At 41.0% G+C, this 17,855-nt stretch carries 15 protein-coding genes; 12 read left to right on the top strand and 3 right to left on the bottom strand.

Annotated features, from left to right (window positions below):
* Positions 1-62 precede the first annotated feature (62 nt).
* From BN1354_RS06340 to BN1354_RS06325, 4 genes are all read left to right on the top strand, one after another.
* Complete coding sequence (locus BN1354_RS06340) at positions 63-2,174, top strand: catalase (protein ID WP_053826570.1); 2,112 nt, start codon at positions 63-65, stop codon at positions 2,172-2,174.
* Between the two features lie 36 nt (positions 2,175-2,210).
* Positions 2,211-2,873, top strand: a complete 663-nt coding sequence (locus BN1354_RS06335; protein ID WP_082331550.1) for an SRPBCC family protein — start codon at positions 2,211-2,213, stop codon at positions 2,871-2,873.
* A 250-nt stretch (positions 2,874-3,123) separates the two neighbouring features.
* Positions 3,124-3,690 carry a YciE/YciF ferroxidase family protein gene (locus BN1354_RS06330; RefSeq protein ID WP_053826569.1) on the top strand — a complete coding sequence of 189 codons (567 nt, stop codon included), beginning with the start codon at positions 3,124-3,126 and terminating at the stop codon, positions 3,688-3,690.
* An 81-nt stretch (positions 3,691-3,771) separates the two neighbouring features.
* Complete coding sequence (locus tag BN1354_RS06325; protein WP_053826568.1) at positions 3,772-4,629, top strand: SDR family oxidoreductase; 858 nt, start codon at positions 3,772-3,774, stop codon at positions 4,627-4,629.
* Positions 4,630-4,892: 263 nt separating this feature from the next.
* Here the strand turns inward: BN1354_RS06325 and BN1354_RS06320 are convergent, their stop codons facing one another.
* Positions 4,893-6,266 (bottom strand): fimbrillin family protein, encoded by a 1,374-nt coding sequence (locus tag BN1354_RS06320; RefSeq protein ID WP_053826567.1) that lies wholly within the window; start codon positions 6,264-6,266, stop codon positions 4,893-4,895.
* A 322-nt stretch (positions 6,267-6,588) separates the two neighbouring features.
* Here BN1354_RS06320 and gmd point away from each other — a divergent pair, with 322 nt between their 5' ends.
* From gmd to BN1354_RS11850, 6 genes are all read left to right on the top strand, one after another.
* Positions 6,589-7,689: a GDP-mannose 4,6-dehydratase gene (gmd, locus tag BN1354_RS06315; RefSeq protein ID WP_053826566.1), complete on the top strand. Its 1,101-nt coding sequence runs from the start codon at positions 6,589-6,591 to the stop codon at positions 7,687-7,689.
* Between the two features lie 21 nt (positions 7,690-7,710).
* Positions 7,711-8,910, top strand: a complete 1,200-nt coding sequence (locus BN1354_RS06310) for a glycosyltransferase (RefSeq protein ID WP_053826565.1) — start codon at positions 7,711-7,713, stop codon at positions 8,908-8,910.
* Positions 8,894-9,913, top strand: coding sequence for a polysaccharide biosynthesis protein (locus BN1354_RS06305; protein ID WP_053826564.1), 1,020 nt, complete (start codon positions 8,894-8,896; stop codon positions 9,911-9,913). The genes BN1354_RS06310 and BN1354_RS06305 overlap by 17 nt, the downstream gene beginning before the upstream one ends.
* A 117-nt stretch (positions 9,914-10,030) precedes the next feature.
* Complete coding sequence (locus BN1354_RS06300; RefSeq protein WP_053826563.1) at positions 10,031-11,143, top strand: capsular polysaccharide biosynthesis protein CapF; 1,113 nt, start codon at positions 10,031-10,033, stop codon at positions 11,141-11,143.
* A 158-nt stretch (positions 11,144-11,301) separates the two neighbouring features.
* Positions 11,302-12,465 (top strand): non-hydrolyzing UDP-N-acetylglucosamine 2-epimerase, encoded by a 1,164-nt coding sequence (wecB, locus tag BN1354_RS06295; RefSeq protein ID WP_053826562.1) that lies wholly within the window; start codon positions 11,302-11,304, stop codon positions 12,463-12,465.
* A 43-nt stretch (positions 12,466-12,508) separates the two neighbouring features.
* The gene (locus tag BN1354_RS11850) at positions 12,509-12,682 is read left to right on the top strand and encodes a M20/M25/M40 family metallo-hydrolase (RefSeq protein WP_288010394.1); all 174 of its coding nucleotides are present in this window, start codon (positions 12,509-12,511) and stop codon (positions 12,680-12,682) included.
* A gap of 6 nt (positions 12,683-12,688) precedes the next feature.
* Here the strand turns inward: BN1354_RS11850 and BN1354_RS06290 are convergent, their stop codons facing one another.
* Positions 12,689-13,183: a VOC family protein gene (locus BN1354_RS06290; RefSeq protein WP_053826561.1), complete on the bottom strand. Its 495-nt coding sequence runs from the start codon at positions 13,181-13,183 to the stop codon at positions 12,689-12,691.
* Positions 13,184-13,470: 287 nt separating this feature from the next.
* Here BN1354_RS06290 and BN1354_RS06285 point away from each other — a divergent pair, with 287 nt between their 5' ends.
* Entirely contained in the window at positions 13,471-15,675 is a 2,205-nt protein-coding gene (locus BN1354_RS06285; protein WP_053826560.1) for a DUF5916 domain-containing protein, read from the top strand.
* Between the two features lie 114 nt (positions 15,676-15,789).
* Positions 15,790-16,563 carry a basic secretory protein-like protein gene (locus tag BN1354_RS06280; RefSeq protein ID WP_082057331.1) on the top strand — a complete coding sequence of 258 codons (774 nt, stop codon included), beginning with the start codon at positions 15,790-15,792 and terminating at the stop codon, positions 16,561-16,563.
* An 83-nt stretch (positions 16,564-16,646) separates the two neighbouring features.
* On the opposite strand, the gene BN1354_RS06275 is transcribed toward BN1354_RS06280, so the two are convergent.
* Entirely contained in the window at positions 16,647-17,840 is a 1,194-nt protein-coding gene (locus BN1354_RS06275; protein WP_197272022.1) for a DUF4998 domain-containing protein, read from the bottom strand.
* Positions 17,841-17,855: the final 15 nt, after the last annotated feature.

Here is a 17,855-nt window from a genome sequence, read left to right as displayed (position 1 = left end):
CAAACGATTTAATAATTAAGGGTCAATTTAATAATTAAGGGTCAATTTAATAATTAAGGTTCATGAAAGAAAATGACAGTAGTAAGAGCAAATCTGAAAAACAGCAAGATTTAGCCGTAAACAAAGGAAGCGGTTACGGCAAAAGACTCACAACCAACCAGGGGGTGAAGATTAATGATGACAACAATACTCTGAAAGCGGGTGAACGGGGTCCTTCTCTTCTTGAGGATTTCATCATGCGTGAGAAGATTACACATTTCGACCATGAACGTATTCCTGAAAGGATTGTGCATGCTCGCGGTTCAGGCGCTCATGGTGTTTTTAAAGTTACTAACCCTATTCCTCAATTCACAAAAGCGAAATTTTTATCTGAAATGGGAAAAGAGACCTCGGTATTTGTTCGTTTCTCAACGGTTCAGGGCAGTAGGGGGTCAACTGATATGCCTCGCGATGTGCGTGGCTTTGCTGTAAAATTTTACACAGAGGATGGTATTTATGATTTAGTGGGAAATAATATTGCTCCTTTTTTTATTAATGATGCTATAAAATTTCCCGACTTTGTTCATGCAGTGAAGCCTGAGCCCCGTAATGAGATACCTCAGGCTGCTTCGGCACATGATACATTCTGGGATTTTGTTTCCACATCACCGGAAACATTTCATGCTGTTTTTTGGCTGATGAGCGACCGCTGCATACCGCGTAGTTTAAGAATGATTGAGGGTTTTGGTACTCATACATTCAGGTTTTTAAATGATAGTGATGAGTCTTTTTTCGTTAAATTCCATTGGAAGCCTGTTATGGGTCTGCAATCTCTGGTATGGGATGAAAATCAGAAAATATCAGGTAAAGATCCGGATTTCCATAGGAGAGATCTCTGGGATGCCATTCAGGTTGGTGAGTTTCCTGAATGGGATCTTGGAGTTCAGATATTACCGGAAGAGGATGAGTTTAAGTTTGAATTCGATCTGCTTGATCCTACCAAACTAATTCCTGAAGAGCTTGTGCCTGTGCAGATTGTAGGGAGGATGACACTGAACCGCAACCCTGACAATTTCTTTGCAGAAACGGAGCAGGTGGCATTCCATCCGGGACATATTGTGCCGGGTATCGATTTTACCAATGATCCGCTTTTGCAGGGAAGGCTTTTCTCATACACTGATACTCAACTATCACGTTTGGGAGGTCCTAACTTTCATGAAATCCCAATTAATCGTCCTGTAGTGCCTGTGGTAAATAATCAGCGAGACGGGATGCATCGTATGACTATAGATGTGGATGAAACCAGCTATCATCCCAACACAATTAACGATAATTACCCGCATCAGACATCAAAAGCGGAAGGAGGATTCATAACTCATCGCGAGCGAATAGATGCCTATAAAGTGCGTGCCAGAAGCAAAAGTTTTCTTGATCATTATTCCCAGGCTATTCTTTTTTATCACAGTCAGACCGAAATTGAGAAAAGACATATTGCAGATGCATTCAGTTTTGAACTTGGTAAGGTAAAAAGGATAGAGATCAGGAGAAACGTGATCAAGATGATTAATCAGGTTAATAAAGATCTTGCGGTTTATGTAGCCGGCAAACTTGGTCTGGATATACCAAAAGACATTCCTGAAAACATGCAGCATAGTCCCAATGCAATGCCCGAAGATTATAATACTATATTCGTTAAGCCAAAACTGCAGGAATCGAAGGCACTTAGCATACTTAAGAACAGGAAAACAGATAATATCCGCACTCGTAAGATTGCTGTATTGTGTGATGATGGTGTTGATGGGGACCAGGTGGATGCTTACAAGGACCAGCTGAATGGTGAGAAAGCAATGGTGAGGGTGGTAGCGTCGCACTTGGGAACCATTAAGGACGAGAACGGTAAAGAGGTGATGGTGGATGACACTGATATCACAACTTCATCTGTACTTTTTGATGCTTTGTTTGTACCGGATGGAACAGAGGAGATGTTTGAAACAATGAGCTCTGATACATCTTTCAAAGAGTTCGTAAGAGATACATATCTTCATTATAAACCGATTGCAGCTAATGGTAAGGCTGTTGGATTTATCAAGAAAGTAATTGGCGAAGATTTAACCACTACGGAAGGTATTGTGGAGGATGGAACCGTTGAAGAGTTTGTAGATGCTGTTAAGGAAGCCAGATTCTGGAACAGGTAGTTCATAAAAGGTTGAATTCAATTAACAAGGTTAAAAATGAGTATGGAGAATAACGACTATAATATTACAATCTGCCCGCAAAACGTAGGGAGTGCAGAGAGAATAATCTCGATTGTGGCAGGAGCGTTGATTTTTTCAAGAGCTGGAAGCGGGAGTAACAAGCTGCTAAAGGCAGTTGTTGGCGGTGCCCTGCTCTATAGGGGTATTAAAGGTGTTTGCCCTGTTTACAAAACTATAGGTATGAACACTTCAACGAACTCTAAATCTGTTCTTGTTGAAGCTGATGTTACTGTAAACAGACCACGGGATGAGGTGTATGCCTTCTGGCGTCAGATCGAAAATCTTCCTCAGTTTATGAATCATCTTGAATCGGTGCGTGCGCTAAGTGATTATCATTCTGTATGGAAAGCAAAAATCCCCGGTGGTTTCGGAACTATAGAGTGGAAATGTGAGATCACTTCTGACGTGCCGGGTGAGTATATTAAATGGAAGAGTATGCCTGATTCGCAGGTTGAAAATACGGGACTCGTAAGATTTATCGATCTGGATGATGATAGTACGCTGATCAGGGTGAATATTTCATACAAGGCTCCGGCAGGAAAACTGGGCTCAGGGGTGGCTAAGCTTTTCACTCCTTCGCTGGAGAAAATTATTCGTGATGATATAAAAAACTTCAAACGTGTTATTGAGGCAATCTGATTGTCGAATCGTCTGATAGTTTGTAAAATATGACTGTCTGAATGTATAACTGATTGTCTGTAAAAATATGACTGTCTGTAATATAACTGATTGTCGGAGGAATAACCGTTAAAAAAAGAGATGTAAATTGATAATCCTGATTTAAGGTTGTCAAGTAATGATTGGAATATCACACAGGTTTCAATCGTACAAAAAAAGAAAATTCGTTTTAAAATTCGAATAATGTGTGATCAACTAAATTAAATTAATTATGGCAACAAAAAAAGATGAGAATAAGAGTAAATCGACGAAGAGCAGCACAAAGGCGCAGTTGAACAAAGAGGATGAGGGTAAACTCAAGGAGTTTCTGACAGATTCTTTAAAAGATATATATTACGCTGAGGGAGAGATTCTGAAGGGTCTTAAAAAGATGGAGGCTGCTGCAACATCGGGAGATCTTAAAAAAGGTATCAATAAACATTATACTCAGACGCAGACTCAGGTTAAGCGACTTGAAGAGGTTTTCAAGCTGCTGGGTGAGAAGCCTGAAAAGAAAAAATGTGATGCTATTGATGGTATCCTGAAAGAGGGTGAAAGTGTTCTGGAGGATACCGAAAAAGGAACAATGGTGAGGGATGTGGCTATAATAATTGCTTCTCAGAAGGTGGAGCATTATGAGATAGCAACATATGGAAGTTTGGCTGCTCTGGCAAAGACGTTGGGACTGTATGAGGCAGCTAACGTTCTTGAGGAGACTTTGCTTGAAGAGAAATCTACTGATTTGTCTCTTACTGATCTGGCAGTGACGGCTGTAAATAAAGAGGCGAAAGCTGAGTAGAGAACCTTAACTGAGAGAATGTTCTTTTTGATGCGACTTTCATGCGTATTAGAAAGAACATTTTTTTTATAAACTGGATTTATGAAGACAAAACAGCCTGAGAAAATAAGACCAAAACAGGAGCAGAGACGTCCCGGTACGGAGAAACGGATGAAGCCTGAGCCGGAATCGACTCCACTGGACAATTATAAAAAGCTGGATGGGAAGGTGGCTTTGATTACGGGTGGTGATAGCGGTATAGGTAAGGCTACTGCACTGCTTTTTGCTTCTCATGGAGCGGATATTGCAATTGCATATCTGAGCGAGACTGAGGATGCTGAATCAACGAAAAAAGAGATTGAACAAGCAGGCAGGGAGTGTTTGCTTATCAAGGGTGATTTATCAAGAGAGGCCAACTGTAAAAAAGCTGTGGATAGAACTATTGCTAAATTCTCTAAGTTAGATATCCTTATAAATAATGCTGCGCTGCATTGGGAGTCGGAGAAAATAGAGGATATAACGACCGAACAGCTTGAACGCACTTTCTATACGAATGTGTTTTCCTATTTTTGGGTAACTAAATATGCTATGCCTCATTTGAAAAAGGGGAGTGTTATTGTAAATACGGCATCAGTGACTGCCTACAGAGGTAGCTCCAAGTTAATTGATTACTCGGCAACTAAAGGTGCAATAATTAGTTTTACAAGGAGTCTGGCTCAGAACCTGGCTCCTAAACATATTCGTGTTAATGCTGTAGCACCCGGACCAATCTGGACTCCGCTTATTGCATCCTCTTTCGATAAGAAAAGGGTTTCGGAATTTGGTAGTGATACTCCTTTTGGAAGAGCGGGTGAACCTAATGAGGTGGCAACATGCTTTCTGTTTCTTGCATCTGAAGATTCAAGCTATATGAGCGGGCAATGCCTGCATCCGAATGGTGGGGAGATAATTAATGGTTGATTAATTAATGGTGTTAAACACTGATATTGATAAGAGTTGTTGTTAATGATAGGAATCATTGTTAATGTTAGGAGTCATTGATAATAACGTTATGAATCATTGATTATGACAGGAAACGTTTTTGAAGTCAGTAATCGTTTATAATGATTTTAAACTGAAATGAAGATGTTTCGAGACTTCAGTATTAGTATGACTTAAAAATGATGTATAGTCACTTTTAATAGTCCCACTTCAATCTGCTGAAGTCCCGAAATGTTTTATATTTATATTAACTTATAATCAATAATATTATTGCCTCCGGGTGAGTTATATACCTCTTCCAGGTTGCATAATATCATGACTTCCCTGCCTCGCGCATCTTCATTTTCTTTCAGATTAAGCCGATCTTTTGCATCCCTTCCGACTCCAAATTTAACAGGCAGTATTTTTGTAATATCTTCTTCCTTTGGGATATCTGCAAGAACTATACTTTCCGTTGAATTTGTTAATACATATTTGTTACTTAACTCATAGGTATCGCTATTATTACAATCAGCAAATCCAACGATGTATCCTTTTACCCATACTACTGTATCTCCCTGATTTGAAATAGCCTCGGCAACGGAATAGGGAAAGTCTGATGTGCCATCACCTGTATATGATTTTTCGCTCTCGGCAGGTATGGTTGCTTCGGTGTCGTCAGGCTCTACTTCGTGGATAGTCTCTTCTGAAATATCTTCCCATGGTAATATCGTGATGCCGCCGGGTATGACTACTACCGTTTTGGGTGTTAGCTTGTAACTGCAGATTATTCTTTTATTTGGTAATAGCTCTGATATATCAGGCTTAAGGGTGTAGATGTTTCCATTAGGTGTCTGTACAACTGTCTCTGCATCTGAGAGGTTCCATCCGGGAATCATAATTGCTGTTGCGGTTATCCTGTTTTCTAATGAATCATAATTTATTACTGGTTTGATTGTGTCCCCTGATATCTCTGAAGGGGTTACTGTTCCATCTTTCAGATTCATAACTCCTTTTGTGACTGCGTTGATAATGTTTATCTCAACTCCTTCGAGTGAGATATCCTCCGAAGCAGTGATGTTGAGACAGAACTGTGAAAGTGAGTGTGTGAAATGTAAATCTACTTCGGGGTTATCTCTGTTGTAACCGGTTGCTTTTGCATATAGAATATCGATTGCTGAGTGTGGTGATTGTTGTGAGATATCGACTGATAAACTGAAATCGTTTACTCCGATATACCCGGTATCTGTATAGGGGTAATAGGCGGTAAAATCGAGCATTTCTTTGGTGTCGGGATACTTTATAGCTGTTTCTGCAGCCTCAAAATTGGCTATGCTGCCATCACTCTTATTTATATATTTAATGTTTTTATAGTTGTTGTAGATTGATGAATCTGACAGAATCTCTCCGTTGCTGATTGCGAAAACCCCTATTGCATCACCCGATTCCCACTTGTCGTCCGACATCCGGGTTGATGGCCGGATTGTTGTAATAAAGGTTGCTTCTACATCTTCTCTGTTTTCACCGTAAAGATCCAATCCTTTTTCTTCACAGGAGGATAAGCCTGCAGTTAAAATTAATCCTAGCGCTAAAGCTGAATTTCTTACATTGCATTTGAAAGAATTTAGTCTTAACATTTGAAATAAATTTAAAATAGTTAATAAAATAGATAAGAAGTTGTCCAATATGTTAGATTGGGCAACAAAAAATAGCTTTATCGAGAAGCTATATAAATTGTTAACTTAAAATTATAAATAGTTTGAGTAAAGTGCAAATTTATAGGTCGTTTGTAGTCCCAAAAAAGAGAATGACAAGTTTCAGACTGGTGTAGCTAAGACCAATTAGAAGTGATTTTTCATAGCAAATTTAAACATTTTTTGTACATTTGATGTTCAAACATCATTACCTCGTTGGTTGAATGCCATGGGTACTGTATACTGATGCTATAAAACTATAAAAATGACAAAAACAGCTTTGATTACCGGAATCACGGGACAGGACGGATCGTATCTTGCGGAGTTTCTTCTGGAGAAAGGGTATGAGGTGCATGGACTTATGCGCAGATCTTCTTCTTTTAACACAGGGAGGATTGAACATCTTTACCTGGATGAGTGGGTGAGGGATATGCATCAGAAGCGACTGATCAATCTGCATTATGCTGATATGACTGATTCGAGCTCTCTTATCAGAATAATTCAGACAATTAAACCGGATGAAATATATAACCTTGCCGCTCAGAGTCATGTTAAGGTGAGTTTTGATGTTCCGGAGTATACTGCCGAGGTGGATGCAGTGGGTACGCTGAGACTGCTGGAGGCGGTTCGTATTCTCGGCCTGGAAAAGAAAACCCGTATTTATCAGGCTTCAACGTCTGAGCTGTTTGGACTGGTACAGGAGGTTCCTCAGAAGGAGACTACACCTTTTTATCCCCGAAGTCCTTATGGTGTTGCTAAGCTTTATGGCTTCTGGATTACGAAGAACTACAGGGAGTCGTACGGTATGTACGCTGTTAACGGTATTTTGTTTAATCATGAGAGTGAAAGGAGAGGGGAGACTTTCGTTACTCGTAAGATAACTATTGCTGCTGCACGTATAGCACAGGGGATGCAGGATAAACTTTATCTGGGCAATCTTGATGCTAAGCGTGACTGGGGATATGCCAGGGATTATGTTGAGTGTATGTGGCTGATTCTGCAGCATCCTGAACCTGAAGATTTCGTGATTGCAACGGGTGAGATGCACTCTGTTCGTGAATTTTGTACTCTTGCTTTTGCTGAAGCCGGTATTAATCTGCGCTGGGAAGGTGAGGGTGTGAATGAAAAGGGTATTGATGCTGATACAGGTCGTATTATTGTTGAAGTGGATCCTAAGTACTTCCGCCCGGCAGAGGTTGAACAGTTGCTGGGTGATCCTACTAAAGCACGCACTCTACTTGGCTGGAATCCAACTAAAACTCCTTTCAAAGAGCTTGTGAAAATTATGGTGCAGCATGATATGCGTTTTGTTAAAAAACTTAAGTTGAAAAGTGATATCGATCTGGAGGTTAACGGGAATAAATGAATTGAAAACTGATTCATTGGAATGAATATCCTTTATGTTTCTACACTATGTTCAGACAGACTAATAAAAGAGTTGTTTGATGCCGGATATAAGCCAATACAGGCAATACAGAAGTTTAACAAGTTGCTAGTTAACGGATTGGCAGAGAACGGATGTGATCTTTATGCACTTACTGAAATTCCTAAAACTGTAGGTCCAAGGTTTCTTAAAAGAAAAAGGGAGACCGAAAATGGTATTGCCTTTACTTACTGCAGGAAGATTGATATCAAGCTGTTTTACAACCTCTATATGTTCTTGTCGGGTTTCTTTCTGACTCTCCGATGGGGGTTGAAGCATCGTGATCAATCTGTTGCTATTATGGATGTGCTGCAGACTGAGTTCTGTTCAGGTGCTCTATACGCTTGCAAGCTTCTGAGAATTAAAACTGTTGCTGTTGTTACTGATTTGCCGGGACTGCCGGGGATGCTGGCCGGAACCAGGAGAACTTTTATTCACCGCTTTGTAGAGAAAGCGATTAACAGGTATGCTAACAGCTTCGATGCATATATCCTTTTGACAGAGCAGATGAATGAGGTTGTGAACCTGAAAGGCAGGCCTTATATGATAATGGAGGGACTTGTTGATGTGAACATGGCTGATGCGGGCGCAACTGTTAATGGTGATGGCAGAAAGATTGTGATTTATGCCGGGGGACTCTACGAGGAGTATGGTATTAAGTATCTTATTGATGGTTTCAAGATGCTGGATGACAAGGATGCTGAGCTGCATCTGTTTGGTCACGGTCCCATGGTAAACGAAATAGAGGAAGAGATTAAGAGGGATGGTCGCATCCGCTTCTTGGGTATAGTACACAATAGTATGGTGGTGGAAGCGGAGCTGCAGGCCACATTACTGGTTAATCCCAGGCCTACTGTTGAGGATTTCACAAAATACTCATTCCCATCTAAGAATATGGAGTATATGGTATCAGGTACTCCGGTTTTAACAACTAATCTGCCGGGAATGCCAAAGGAGTATCACGACTATGTATATCTTCTTGAGGATGAGTCGGCTCAAGGTGTCAGTCAGGTATTGAAAAAGCTGCTTGTTGATACTCCTGCTTCTGAGCTTAAAGATAAAGGATTGAGTGCAAAACAGTTTGTGTTAAAGAATAAAAATAATATATTTCAATCAAAAAGAGTTATAGATTTTATAAAACAACAAAATGTCGGAATTCACTAATAAAACACTTCTTATAACCGGAGGTACAGGTTCCTTTGGTAATGCTGTTCTGGACAGGTTTCTTGATACGGATATAGGAGAGATTCGTATCTTCAGCAGGGATGAAAAGAAACAGGATGATATGCGTCACAGGATTCAGAACGCAAAAGTGAAGTTTTACATTGGGGATGTACGTGATAAACGCTCTGTTGACACTGCAATGCGTGGTGTTGATTATGTTTTTCATGCTGCAGCTCTTAAGCAGGTGCCATCGTGCGAGTTTTTTCCAATGCAGGCTGTGAGAACAAATGTTATAGGTACAGAGAATGTGCTTGATTCGGCTATCGAATTTGGAGTTAAGCGTGTGGTGGTGCTTAGCACTGATAAGGCTGCTTACCCTATAAACGCTATGGGAATAAGCAAAGCGATGATGGAGAAGGTGGCAATTGCAATTGCACGCTCTCTGGGTAAGGATGCAACCACAACTATCTGCTGTACGCGTTATGGTAATGTGATGGCTAGCAGGGGTTCGGTTATTCCGCTTTGGGTTGAGCAGATAAAATCTGGAAATCCTATCACGATTACTGATCCAAATATGACCCGCTATATGATGACGCTGCAGGATGCGGTGGATCTTGTGCTTTATGCCTTTAAAAATGGTGAGAATGGAGATCTGTTTGTTCAGAAAGCTCCTGCGGTTACACTATCAATTCTTGCTAATACTCTTCTGGAGCTTTATAATGCGAATAATGAAATAAAGATAATTGGTACCCGTCACGGCGAGAAGCTGTATGAAACGCTTGTTACACGCGAAGAGATGGCCAAATCGGTGGATATGGGCAACTATTTCAGAGTGCCGGCTGATGATCGTGACCTGAACTATGATAAGTTCTTTATCGAGGGACAGGAGGATGTCTCTAATGTGGAGGACTATCATTCTCATAATACTTATCGACTGAACAGTGAGGAGATGAAAGAGTTGCTCCTCAAGCTCCCGGAAATAAGGGAGGATTTGCAGAAATAGTAGTGATTTTTTATTATTCGATGTTTTACTAAATTGTTTATCGGCTCTACTAATTCATTCTCTTCTAAACAACATAGTAAAAGCAATGACGAATTATAAAAACCTAAACAATAAATTATGAATATACTGATTACCGGAGCGAACGGTTTCATAGGGAAGAATCTTGTTGCAGAACTGAGCAGTTCAAGACCTGATTATACTTTGCTTAGGTATGATATGGAGACTGATCCTGCTCTTCTTGATGATTTCTGCAGAGAGGCTAACTTTGTATTCCATCTTGCCGGTGTGAATCGTCCAAAGGAACAGAGCGAATTCATGGAGGGTAATTTCGGATTCACTTCTAAGCTTCTGGATTGTCTTAAGAAACATAATAACAGTTGTCCAATAATGTTGGCATCATCTATTCAAGCAGAACTGGATAATCCTTACGGAGCCTCAAAAAAGGCCGGGGAGGATCTCCTGTTTGATTATGGAAGGGAGAACGGTGCTGATGTGCTGATTTATCGCTTCCCTAATGTGTTTGGGAAGTGGTGCCGACCAAACTATAATAGTGCTGTTGCAACATTCTGTAATAATATTGCTAATAATCTGCCAATTAAGGTGAACGACCCGAGCGTTATGATGACTCTGGTATATATCGATGATGTGGTTAATGAGCTTATATCTGCGTTGGAGGGTAACCCCAACAGAGAAGGAGAGTTTTGTAAAGTGGCTGTGGAGCATCGTATTACCTTGGGTGAGATTGTAGATCATATCTACTCGTTCAGGGAGAGCAGGAACTCGCTGCAGTTGCCCAACCTGTCTGATCCTCTCGTAAAGAAGCTATATTCTACATATCTTAGCTATTTGCCTGTTGATGGATTCTCGTATCCCCTGAAGATGAATGTGGATAACAGAGGTTCGTTTACAGAGTTTCTTAAAACGCCCGACAGAGGGCAGGTATCGATAAACATCTCCAAACCGGGTATCACTAAAGGTCAGCACTGGCATCATACCAAAAATGAGAAGTTTCTTGTGGTTAGCGGAAGGGGAGTGATCCGATTTCGTAAGATTGGTGAAGAGAAGGTTTATGAGTATTTTGTTTCGGGTGACAAACTGGAAGTGGTTGATATACCCGTTGGATATACTCATAATATCGAGAATCTGGGTGATGAGGATATGGTAACGGTGATGTGGGTGAATGAGGTATTTGATGCTGAGAGGCCGGATACTTATTTCCTGCCGGTATAGATCAGTCTGACAAACCTGTAGTCTGATTTTGCTGACAGGAAACAGTTCAGAAACAGTGTCAGTAACGATTTCAGAACGGTTATTGAAACTGCCTCAGAAATAGCAGGTGAACATTTAATAGAATTATGAAATAATCAGAAACTAAATATATTCCTAAAGTGAAAAAATTAAAAGTATTGACAGTTGTAGGCACACGTCCTGAAATAATCAGGCTCAGCTGTGTGCTGCAGAAACTTGATACATCAGAAGCAATAGAGCATGTTCTGGTACATACCGGTCAGAATTACGACTTTGAACTTAACGAGGTGTTCTTCGAGGATCTGGGTTTGCGTAAGCCCGACTATTTCCTGAATGCTGCCGGTAAAAATGCTACTGAGACTGCAGGGCAGATACTTATAAATATTGATCCTGTGCTTGAGAAGGAGCAGCCTGATGCTTTTCTTGTGCTGGGTGATACAAACTCATGTCTTTGTGCTATTGCAGCGAAAAAACGTCATATACCAATATTCCATATGGAGGCGGGTAATCGTTGTTTCGACCAGCGTGTGCCGGAGGAGAGCAACCGCAGGATTGTGGACCATACTGCTGATATCAATCTTACTTACAGTGATATTGCCCGTGAGTATCTGCTGGCTGAGGGGTTGAGGCCCGACAGGGTGATAAAGACGGGTAGTCCGATGTATGAGGTGCTGATGAATTATCTTCCAAAGATTAATGCTTCAAATATACTGGAGACTTTAGGTCTCGAAAAGGATAAGTTTTTTGTTGTTTCTGCTCATCGTGAGGAGAATATCTCTTCTGAGAAAAACTTCTTTAATCTTGTTGAGATTCTTAATACTATTGCAGAAAAATATGATTTCCCGGTGATTGTCTCTACTCATCCTCGCACAAGGAATATGATTGAGAAGAAGGGGGTAACGTTTCATGAGAATGTGAGATTGATGAAGCCGATGGGATTGAGCGACTACAATAAGTTGCAGATGAATGCTTATGCTGTGTTGTCTGATAGTGGTACAATTTCGGAGGAGTCGTCTATTCTTAACTTCCGCGCGCTTAATATTCGTGAGGCTCACGAGCGTCCGGAAGCAATGGAGGAGGCGTCGGTTATGATGGTGGGACTTAATCCTGAACGTGTTTTACAAGGTATTACGCAGCTGAAGTATCAGAATGTGGGTGCGCGTGACCGCTTCCCGATTGGTCAGCCTAATAATGTGTTCTTCCGTCCTGTTGCCGACTACAGCATGCCTAATGTGAGTGATAAGGTGGTGAGAATTATAATATCTTATACTGATTACATAAAAAGAGTGGTTTGGGGGGAGTAATTCATATAGTTAGTTGTTTAATATAAAAAAACTAAATTATGGCTTGCTGAGGAACGGCGATGGTCCTGTTGTTATGCTGCGTGCCGATATGGATGCGCTCCCAGTGACAGAGGCTACCGGTCTGCCCTATGCAAGCAAAATTGAGGGTGTATCTCATGTTTGCGGACATGATTTGCACGTTGCATGGCTGATGGGGGCATCGGAGACTATTCTCTGAGTTGAATTAATCAAGCTCTTTCAAAAGGTCTCGCCAGTCGAGTGCTTCTGTGTACATATCAATACCTCCCTCGGGAGTTGAAGGCCACTGATCTCTTGGCTTATCCCAATAGAGTTCAATTCCGTTGCCATCAGGATCATTAAGATATATCGCTTCTGATACACCATGATCACTTGCACCAGTAAGTGGATAATCAGCCTCTAAGAGTCGCTTGAAGATCATCGCCAGATCTTTTCTCTCCGGAAACAGAATTGCCACGTGATAGAGTCCTGCCGAATTTGCAGGTGCAGGCGCGCCTCCCTTGCTTTGCCAAGTGTTGAGACCTATATGGTGGTGGTAACCTCCGGCTGATAAGAAAGCGGCCTGACTACCATAATTCATTGTGACCTCAAATCCAAGGAGTCCGCTATAAAATTCAATAGCCCTATCGAGGTCGGATACTTTAAGATGTACATGCCCAATGCGTGTTTGAGCCGGAATAACATATTTATCGTTGTTCATAATTTAATTTTCTGTTTTATTACTGACTATTATCTTGTGCTGACTTTTGTCAATTCCAACTATAGTTGTTGCTTTTATGTTGACTTTAGTCTCTTGGTACGACATTAGTCTTTCTGTTTATTTTGTCTCTATTAACGAGATAAAGTCAGATTAGTTTAATACTATTTTTATGTTTATTATAGATGCCATCAATTACACCCTCTCCTTTTACTCCAACTATTGTATGCCCTAATAATTGTTATAATTCAATTATTTTTCTAATTTTGAGGCTTATACTTATTATCAGCATGAAATCTTTGAAAAATCTAATTATCGCTTTATCAATTAGCTTGATATCGTGGGGATCTGTTTACGCCCAAGACACCCGAAGTAACGAAAATGGTGAGGAGTCAGTACAAATAGTACTTGCCGACACTGTAGGAATTAACATTCAAAACAAAAATTTTGTCTACGTTGCTAAAAAAATGAAAGGTGAGATCACTCTGGATGGTGTTCTTGATGAGGAGGACTGGCTGAATGCCAATCAGATGGAAAACTTCAGGCTGGTAACTCCGGTTGACAGTGGCTACCCATATCAGAAGTCGACAGGGATGATAACCTACGATGATAAGGCTCTCTATATTGCAACAATCTTCTATGACACTATACCGGGTAAAAGGATCATGGAGTCGTTCAGAAGAGATTACAGATTTAATTATAATGATAACTTACTAACGGTATTTGATACCTTCAGGGATCAGACCAATGCCTACACTTTTGGTAGCTCTCCCTCGGGTGCTATCTGGGATGGTATTGTAACCGGATCGCAGACAAACCTTAACTGGGACAGCAAAATTGAGGTGGAGGTTAAGAATTATCCCGATAAATGGATCACCGAAATAAAGGTTCCGTTCAGATCACTCCGATATCCCAAAGACAGCAAGGTGTGGTATGTGAATTTTGGTCGCCTCGACCTCAAAACCAATCAGAAGTCGGCCTGGGCCCCCGTTCCCCGTCAGTTCCCCCACGCTTCTCCAGCATATACGGGGGTACTTATCTTTGATGAGCCTTTGCCTGAGCCTCGACTCAACTTCTCTCTTATTCCCTATGTTCTGGGTGGATATCACCGTGATTTTGAGGCTAATGAAGAGGCGGGTTACCGTAAAAGCTTTGGTTTTGATGCCAAGATAGGGTTCACTACTTCAACTAATCTGGATCTTACTTATAATCCCGATTTTGCACAGGTGGAGGTGGATCAGCAGCAGATGAATCTTGATCGTTTCGAGCTCTTCTTCCCCGAAAAGCGCCAGTTCTTCCTTGAGAATCAGGACCTGTTTTCAGAATATGGTCAGTATGATATTACACCTTTCTTCTCCAGAAGGATCGGTCTGGATGCGCCTGTTCTTGGTGGTGCCAGGTTTACAGGCAAGATTGGGAATGATTTCAGGTTGGGCTTCATGCATATGGTTACCGATCAGACCAGCATGATGCCTACCCGTAATTATTCTGTCCTCTCAATGCAGCAGAAGATATTCTCTCGCTCAAACATCAGCTTTATGTTTGTTAATAAGGAGTACTCCGGCAGTGATCAGTTCAACCGCGTTGCTGCTCTGGATTACAATATGGCAAGCAATAATAATGTGTGGACCGGTAAGTTCTTCTATCATCGATCTTTCAGACCGGGTAATCCTGATAAACAGTATGCCCAGGGTGCATATATCAACTATAACAAGAGGAATATTAAGCTAGAGCTCAGACAAGCGGCTGTGGGTAAGAATTTCCTTGCGGAAACAGGTTATGTAAGACGAAACAACTATATCTTGTTCAATCCTGAAGCGCAATATACTTTCGTGCCAAATAAGCTTGTAGTGGCTCATGGTCCCTTTATCGATATGGAGGCATACTATTCACATGAATATGAGAAGCTTGATCATGTGTATGAGGCAGGTTATTTTGTGAATTTCGATGGAAATACAACGGTAACAACAGGTATTTCTGATAACTATGTTAAGCTGATGGAGGATTTTGATCCAACGCATGTGAGTGATGTATACCTCCCTGCCGGCAGTGAATATGATTTCCTTTTATGGTTTGGCAGGATAGAAACCAGTCCCCGCCGCCCTCTTAACGGAACACTGCAATATTCAAAAGGTGAATTCTTCAATGGACATGGCGATATGATTGAGACCAACATTGCATACAGATATCAGCCCTATATCAATTTCTCTTTAAACACTGTTTATACTAATCTAAGGCTTCCTCAGCCATTTACAAATCAGCAGTTCTGGCTGGTTGGTCCCAAGCTCGATATCACCTTCTCGCCAAAGGTTTATCTAACCACATTTGTTCAGTACAACGAGCAGGTCAACAACACCAACGTTAATATCAGACTGCAGTGGCGCTACAAGCCTGTGTCGGATCTTTTCATAGTATATACCGACAACTATTTCGCCGATACACGCGATGTTCGCAACAGGGCGCTTGTTCTGAAGCTTACATACTGGTGGAATTAGGGATTAGGGTTGAACCTGTTGTTTGTGGAACAATCTTAATGGTAAGATAAAATTTAAATATTTGTGGAACAATACTAAATCTAAATTATACTATTATTAATTTTATTTGAATCAATTAAAAAAATGAGACTACTATTTATTGCAGTTGCTGCACTCTTGGTTTCCTGTGGATCAGGAAAAAATGTATCCGATAACAAGGATAATGCGTTTAAAAATTTCAATTACCCCGAGGTTAACTTTATAAACAAGGCCGAGGGTACAAAAGGATGGGAGATATACAACAGAATTGTACCGGACCCCGTGGCTCTTATTCAGGAGAGCAGTCTGGGCGTGGTAAAGACACTCTATTGGAGCGATGCGGACAGCATCCCATCTGTTAAAAAGATCAATTACTCATTCGAAGATAAGAGAGGAATCTCTGCAAAAGGCGGCAGTGTGCCTGAGATAAGCATATTCTATAGTAGTCGCTGGGTGGAACAATCTGCTGAGAATGGTGGTGACGACAAGGTGTTGTACGAAACAGAAGGTGTTTTGTTTCACGAGCTTGTGCATGGTTATCAGCTGGAGCCACAGGGTATAGGATCTTATGGTACAAACAAGGTGTTTTTTGCATTTATAGAAGGAATGGCAGATGCTGTTCGTGCCGATAATGGTTATTTCCCCGAAACAAACAGAAAGCCGGGAGGTCACTGGCTGGATGGATACCAGACAACAGGATTCTTCCTTCAGTGGCTGAAAACCAAGGACAGCGATTTCCTTAAGAAGTTCAACAGATCAGCTCTTGAGGTTGTTCCATGGAGCTTCGACGGAGCTATCAAGCATGTTCTTGGAGACAACTATTCAATCGATGAGCTTTGGGATGAGTATCAGGAGTTCCTAAAAAGCTAACAGTATTATCATATAAAAATAAATCAGGGATAACTTAATTGCTATCCCTGATTTTTTTATAAGAATGGTATCATTAAATCAATCTACTTGAGCTTCGGTCCAAACAACGTCCACTCTGACAGCTGGAACAGGTTGCTACCATTGTTCTCAGTAATCTGCAGCTTGTAGTACTGATATAACTCATCGTTTTCAACTTCAAACCTCTGAGTACTTTCTCTTCCAGGGAATGTTATGTTCCTGCGTTCGTCAAGAACTACCCAGTTTTCACCATCATTAGAAGCCTCTAGTCTCCATGATTTCGGGTCACGCTCAGGAGCATCATTACCTGAAGTCATCTCGTAGCGTGTCACAATTGCCGGTTCATTAGTCCTGAACATCATCCATGGAGTTCTGCTGTTACCAGTCAGATATTTGGATTTAATATTTCCGTCAACCAACATGGCAATACCTTCACCTCCACCGGTGTTAAACTGGTCAGATACCTCACCACCAAGAGCAGTTATGTTGATAATAACAGGCTGCACCTCAATGTTAGCCTCTCTGCCAAGTGTTATCTCGTCAATTGAAACAAGATTACTCATGATTGGCCATACGGTGGTTTCGTATGTAAACTTGTAAGGTCCAGGAGGCAGGAACTCAACAGGCAATCCCAGGTCAGCAACAGGAATTGAAAGATCGTTGAAGGTAACGTACTCAACAGAACCTGTAGATGGGTTTGTTTTAATTACCTGATCTGTGATATCAATTACACCTTCTGCATCAAAACCGTTTGGTCCTTCAACCGCATAGTTGATTTTACCTGAGAATCTCATCATAATATTCGATAAACCGATAAAAGAGAGAACCTGCTCATTGTTTTTAGACTCAACAACAATGGTTGGAGGTGTAAGCGACTCAACAAACTCTGCCGATATAGGGAATGCAGTTACTGATGTTGGAACCGATAAGTTGCCATTATTATCCATTGTATAAACAGTAAACTCATAACCGGTACCTGCTGCAAGTCCATCAATCGATACCGAGTCAACCAGCTGATCATAAACTATCTCTGTCTGATCAGCTCCGTAAATAATTTTAATCTTTTTACTCTTCTGATCTCTTGGATTGTCCCAGGCAAGAATTACTCTCTCGTAGCCCGGGTACACTCTCAGACTGTCAATCTTTCCGGAGTAGTTGTATTCTCCGAGATATTGCTTGTAATTATCATCCATGCTTTCACAGGCATAAAAGCCAATCATGGAAATCAATAATAGGGTAAGTATATATCTTAGTTTCATATTTATCATATTTTT

The organism is Lascolabacillus massiliensis (genome assembly GCF_001282625.1).
Lineage (GTDB): Bacteria > Bacteroidota > Bacteroidia > Bacteroidales > Dysgonomonadaceae > Proteiniphilum > Proteiniphilum massiliensis.
This window is presented reverse-complemented; position numbering and strand designations above follow the sequence as displayed.